At 70.8% G+C, this 5172-nt stretch carries 4 protein-coding genes and 1 pseudogene; 4 read left to right on the forward strand and 1 reads right to left on the reverse strand.

The window, feature by feature from the left end:
• Positions 1-472: 472 nt before the first annotated feature.
• Positions 473-1390 carry an HAD-IB family hydrolase gene (locus tag ABZ281_RS36775; protein WP_356662387.1) on the reverse strand — a complete coding sequence of 306 codons (918 nt, stop codon included), beginning with the start codon at positions 1388-1390 and terminating at the stop codon, positions 473-475.
• A 172-nt stretch (positions 1391-1562) separates the two neighbouring features.
• Here ABZ281_RS36775 and ABZ281_RS36780 point away from each other — a divergent pair, with 172 nt between their 5' ends.
• The 4 genes and pseudogenes from ABZ281_RS36780 to ABZ281_RS36795 form a co-directional block, all read left to right on the forward strand.
• On the forward strand, positions 1563-1832 hold the full coding sequence (locus tag ABZ281_RS36780; RefSeq protein ID WP_356662388.1) for a glutaredoxin family protein: 270 nt from the start codon (positions 1563-1565) through the stop codon (positions 1830-1832).
• A 324-nt stretch (positions 1833-2156) separates the two neighbouring features.
• On the forward strand, positions 2157-2921 hold the full coding sequence (locus ABZ281_RS36785; protein ID WP_356662389.1) for a redox-sensing transcriptional repressor Rex: 765 nt from the start codon (positions 2157-2159) through the stop codon (positions 2919-2921).
• A complete protein-coding gene (locus tag ABZ281_RS36790) occupies positions 2918-4711 on the forward strand; it encodes a glutamyl-tRNA reductase (protein WP_356662390.1) in 1794 nt (597 codons plus the stop codon). Before ABZ281_RS36785 ends, ABZ281_RS36790 begins: the two co-directional genes overlap by 4 nt.
• Positions 4708-5172 (forward strand): annotated as a pseudogene (locus tag ABZ281_RS36795) (hydroxymethylbilane synthase); the annotation flags it as partial. The gene ABZ281_RS36790 and the pseudogene ABZ281_RS36795, both read left to right, overlap by 4 nt.

Here is a 5172-nt window from a genome sequence, read left to right on the forward strand (position 1 = left end):
GGTACACCTAACTGCGCACTGGATACCATGTGACCACGCAGAAGACGCCGAACGCAACAGGTCTTGGACCGTTGTGCGCAGCGTAGCCAGGCCCGAGGCGTCAACCCCGACGTGTGGGTACACGGGACTCCCAGAGGCAGAGCTTCCATCACGTGCAGTGCGGGACCTTTCACCCGTCGTAGCGACGGAGGGGTACCGGTTTGCGTCTGAGGAGAATAACGCTTCGTGCAGGCGCTGCTACACCGAGTTGCTCAAATTGCCGATTACGTCGCTTCCGTAACCGATTGGCGCCGCATCAAGTGTCGGATGGTGAGCGGCTGTTGATCGAAAAGATTCGGATTGCGGCTGAGTCCGGGGCGTGTTGTGGCCGTGTCCAGCCAAGAGGACTGGATACGAGGTTGTGGGGGTACGCCAGTTGGATTTACGGCGATTGTCAGGCCGTAAACGATGGTGTCCCGGTTTGATCGGATGGTCAGCGGCGGCGGCGGTGCAGGGCGATGGCGGCCGCGGTGCCGCCGGCGACCGCGCCGACGCCCGCCGCGGCCGGGATGCCGACCTTGGCGGCCTTGCGGCCCGTCCGGTAGTCGCGCAGGCGCCAGTCCAGCCGGCGGGCGTGCTTGCGCAGCTTGCTGTCCGGGTTGATGGCGTAGGGGTGGCCGACCAGCGAGAGCATCGGGATGTCGTTGTGCGAGTCGCTGTACGCGGCGCAGCGGCCGAGGTCCAGGCCCTCGGCGGCGGCCAGGGCGCGGACGGCCTCGGCCTTCGCGGGGCCGTGCAGCGGTTCGCCGACGAGTTTGCCGGTGTAGACGCCGTCGACGGACTCGGCGACCGTGCCCAGGGCGCCGGTCAGGCCGAGACGGCGGGCGATGACCGTGGCGATCTCGACGGGGGCGGCCGTGACCAGCCACACCTTCTGGCCGGCGTCCAGGTGGGCCTGGGCGAGGGCGCGGGTGCCGGGCCAGATGCGCTCGGCCATGTACTCGTCGTAGATCTCCTCGCCGATCGACTGGAGTTCGGCGACGCGGTGACCCTGGACGATCGAGAGGGCCGAGTCGCGGGCCTCCTGCATGTGTTCGGGGTCCTCGACCCCGGCGAGGCGGAACCACGCCTGCTGCCAGGCGAACTTCGCGAGGTCGCGCGTCTCGAAGAACTTCCGTTTGTACAGGCCGCGTCCGAAGTGGAAGAGGGCCGCGCCCTGCATGACGGTGTTGTCCAGGTCGAAGAAGGCGGCGGCCTGGTCGTCGCCGTGCACCGGGAACTGCGGTTCCTCGGTCGTGCCGGCGGCTTCCTGCGTGGACTTGCGGGCTGCCTCCGCCGAGGCCTCGCCTGCCAAAACGCTCCGCGCCGTGGCGGAGCGCCTACGGGGAGTGAGCCATCCTAGAGCGGCCATGGCGTGAGCATAGCCAGTTTGTTCGGGGGTTCCGGAGCCGAGAGGTTGGGAGCCTGTGAACTCTCGGCAAGCGTGTCGTTAAAGATGCCGCGCGGGACGGGACGCGGTCGGCGCGTCCCCTGGCGTTTTCGCGAGGGTTCCGCTCGGGCGTGGCCGCGCGACAATGGCCGACATGAGTCCCCTCTTCCGTCGCAGGCCCCCTCGGGACCGGCTCGTCACCCTGATCCGCAAGCCCGGCTGTCATCTGTGTGATGACGCACAGGTCGTTGTGGAGAAGGTGTGTGGCGATCTCGGAGTCCCCTGGGAGCAGAAGGACATCACCGAGGATCGGGAACTGCACGACCAGTTCTGGGAGCAGATCCCGGTCGTGCTGGTGGACGGCAGGCAGCACACGTTCTGGCGCGTGAACGAGGACCGCCTGCGCAAGGCGCTGACCGGCTGATCCCGCCGTCATCCCGCCCGGTGAGCGACTGACCGATCAGTCCAAAGTGGCCGTCGAGTCGCTTAGGATCGATGGTGACTTGGTCTCGGGGGCGGGATTCACTGAGGAGAGTGTGCGGTTTTGCCCCCGAAAGACAAGGAACGGTGGTGCGTATGCGCCGGTTTCCTGCGCGTGCGCCGGGGGCGCGTGACCCCGGTCACGTTGGCCGGGCAAATCGGACACCATCTTTGTGCACGCGTTCACAAAGACATAGCCTGCATTCGACGGGGCGGTCATGTAGGGACGTATGACCGCCTACAGCCCCGCTCTACCCGCAGGAGCACCGTGGCAACTGGCCGAACTCACCGACCGGCGACCCGCAGCCGAGGGATTCCCGAGGCCACCGTCGCCCGGCTTCCGCTGTACCTCCGCGCTCTGACCGCGTTGTCGGAGCGCTCGGTCCCCACGGTCTCCTCCGAGGAGCTCGCCGCCGCCGCGGGGGTCAACTCCGCGAAGCTGCGCAAGGACTTCTCCTACCTCGGGTCGTACGGGACCAGGGGTGTCGGCTACGACGTCGAGTATCTCGTGTACCAGATCTCCCGCGAACTGGGGCTCACCCAGGACTGGCCGGTTGTGATCGTCGGTATCGGTAACCTCGGCGCCGCCCTCGCCAACTACGGCGGGTTCGCCTCCCGCGGGTTCCGGGTCGCCGCGCTGATCGACGCCGACCCGGCCATGGCCGGCAAGCCCGTCGCCGGGATCCCGGTGCAGCACGCCGACGACCTGGAGAAGATCATCCAGGACAACGGCGTGTCGATCGGTGTCATCGCCACCCCCGCCGGTGCCGCCCAGGCGGTCTGCGACCGGCTCGTGGCCGCCGGGGTCACCTCCATCCTGAACTTCGCGCCGACCGTGCTGTCCGTCCCCGAGGGCGTCGACGTGCGCAAGGTCGACCTCTCCATCGAGCTGCAGATCCTCGCCTTCCACGAGCAGCGCAAGGCCGGGGAGGAGGCCGCCGCGTCCGACGGTGGCGTCCCCACCGCCGCCGTCCGCAGCGACTCCACCGACCAGGGGCCCGACGGGGACATGCCCGCCGTGATGCCGGCATGAGCCTCCTCGTCGTCGGACTCAGCCACCGCAGCGCCCCGGTCAGCGTGCTGGAGCGGGCCGCGCTGAACGCGGACGCACAGGTCAAGCTGCTCCAGGACACGGTCGCCGCCGAACCGGCCACCGAGGCCGCGGTGCTCGCCACCTGCAACCGCATCGAGCTCTACGCCGACGTGGACAAGTTCCACGCCGGTGTCGCCGAGCTGTCCACGCTGCTCGCCCAGCACAGCGGCGTCGGCCTGGAGGAGCTCACCCCTTATCTCTACGTGCACTACGAGGACCGGGCCGTCCACCACCTGTTCTCGGTGGCCTGCGGACTGGACTCGATGGTCGTCGGCGAGGGGCAGATCCTCGGCCAGATCAAGGACTCCCTGGCCCGGGCACAGGACCTGCACTCCGCCGGCCGGCTCCTGAACGACCTGTTCCAGCAGGCCCTGCGGGTCGGCAAGCGCGCCCACTCCGAGACCGGCATCGACCGCGCCGGCCAGTCCCTGGTCACCTTCGGCCTGGAGCAGCTGGCCCGGGGCGGGGACGTACAGCAGTGGGCGCGGGGCAAGAAGGCCCTGGTCATCGGGGCCGGGTCGATGTCCTCCCTGGCCGCCGCCACGCTCGCGCGGGCCGGGGTCGCCGAGATCGTCGTCGCCAACCGCACACTCGACCGCGCCGAGCGCCTCGCCCACCTGCTCGAAGAGCAGTACGGGCGCGGTCTCATGGACGGCGACGACACGGACGTGGCGGCCCGCGCGGTACCGATGGAGTCGGTGCCGGCCGAGCTGACACGTGCCGACGTCACCGTCTCCTGCACCGGTGCGACGGGCCTGGTCCTGACGGCCCAGTCGGTCGCCGAGGCGGTCGAGGGCCGTACGGCCGCGCCGGCCGCCGGGTCCGGCGAGGACGGACCGGGGGCGCCGGGTGGCGAGCCCGGCACCACGGCCGGGGCCCAGCGCGGCGGTGCGTCGGGCGCCGGCCTCGGCAGCGAGGACGGCTGCCCGCTCGAGCTCTCCGCGGTGCAGGGCACCGCCGGATTCTCCGTGCTCGGCGAGGCCGCCGTGGCCGGGATGGCCGCCGCCGACCTCGAACAGCACGCGGCGTGGGTGGACAACGGCTCGGTGGGCGGCGCCCAGCGGGCGGCGGGCGGTACGGCCCGGCAGGGGCAGACCGGCACGCTCGACCCGGCCGCGGACACCGACGCGATCGCCGTGCTCGCCGCGACCGCCGCCACCGTCGGGCGGATCCCCGAGCGGCGCAGGCCCGAGCCGGTCGAGGAGCCGCAGCGGCCCGAGCCCGTGCTGTTCCTGCTGGATCTGGCGATGCCGCGCGACATCGACGCGGCCGTGCACCGGCTGGCCGGGGTGCGGCTGGTGGACATCGAGTCGCTGGCGGAGGCGTCCGCGGGCGCTCCGATGGCTGCCGATGTGGACCAGGTACGGCGTATCGTCTCCGAGGAGGTCGCGGCCTTCGGGGCAGCACTGCGGGCCGCGCACATCACACCGACCGTGGTCGCCCTGCGCACCATGGCCGCCGATGTCGTGGCCGGCGAGATCGCCCGGCTGGACGGTCGGCTGCCCGGTCTCGACGACAAACACCGAGCGGAGATCACCCAGACCGTGCGGCGCGTGGTCGACAAACTGCTCCACGCGCCGACCGTGCGGGTCAAGCAACTCGCGGCCGAACCAGGCGGCGCCGGGTACGCGGACGCACTGCGGACCCTGTTCGACCTCGACCCCGAGACGGTGGCCGCCGTCTCCCGGGCCGAGGACAGCACCACCGAGAAAGACCGAGGGCCGGCATGAACGACAAGGCGCTGAGGCTCGGCACCCGCCGCAGCAGGCTCGCCATGGCCCAGTCCGGGCAGGTGGCGGAAGCCGTGAGCAGGGTGACCGGGCGGCCCGTCGAGCTCGTCGAGATCACCACGTACGGCGACACCTCGCGCGAGCAGCTCGCCCAGATCGGCGGCACCGGCGTGTTCGTGACCGCCCTGCGCGACGCGCTCCTCAAGGGTGAGGTCGACTTCGCGGTGCACTCGCTGAAGGACCTGCCGACCACGCAGCCCGACGACCTGGTCGTGGCCGCCGTGCCGGTGCGCGAGGACCCGCGGGACGTGATCGTCGCCCGGGACGCACTGAAGTTCACCGACCTGCCCTCCGGGGCCCGCATCGGTACGGGTTCGCCGCGCCGCATGGCGCAGCTCAACGCGTACGCCCGCAGCCACGGCCTGGACATAGCGACGGTCCCGATCCGCGGCAACGTCGAC

The sequence above is a fragment of the Streptomyces sp. NPDC006265 genome (genome assembly GCF_040613555.1).
GTDB lineage: Bacteria > Actinomycetota > Actinomycetes > Streptomycetales > Streptomycetaceae > Streptomyces.